Here is a 223-nt window from a genome sequence, read left to right as displayed (position 1 = left end):
TGATAAAGGATATGACAGTCAGCGTTTCAGGATGTTTATTAAACAACGGGATGCGACTCCAGTGATCCCTTATCGTAAAAATAGTCGAAAAACAGACCAAGGTATTGATAAGTGCTTATACCGTTATCGCCATTTAGTCGAGAATGCTATTGCTCGAATTAAGCATTTTCGAGCAATAGCAACGAGATACGATAAACTTGAACGGAATTATACCAGTATGGTG

The 223-nt window shown here is 38.6% G+C and carries 1 protein-coding gene; it reads left to right on the top strand.

The window, feature by feature from the left end:
* Window positions 1-223, top strand: a 223-nt coding sequence (locus tag SLS51_RS24995; RefSeq protein ID WP_323840928.1) for a transposase, incomplete at both ends; no start/stop codon positions are given.

Origin of the sequence: Photorhabdus africana, from assembly GCF_035181445.1 — a bacterium.
Taxonomy (GTDB): domain Bacteria; phylum Pseudomonadota; class Gammaproteobacteria; order Enterobacterales; family Enterobacteriaceae; genus Photorhabdus; species Photorhabdus laumondii.
Note: the sequence above shows the minus strand (reverse complement) of the source record. Positions and strands in the feature narration are given on the sequence as shown.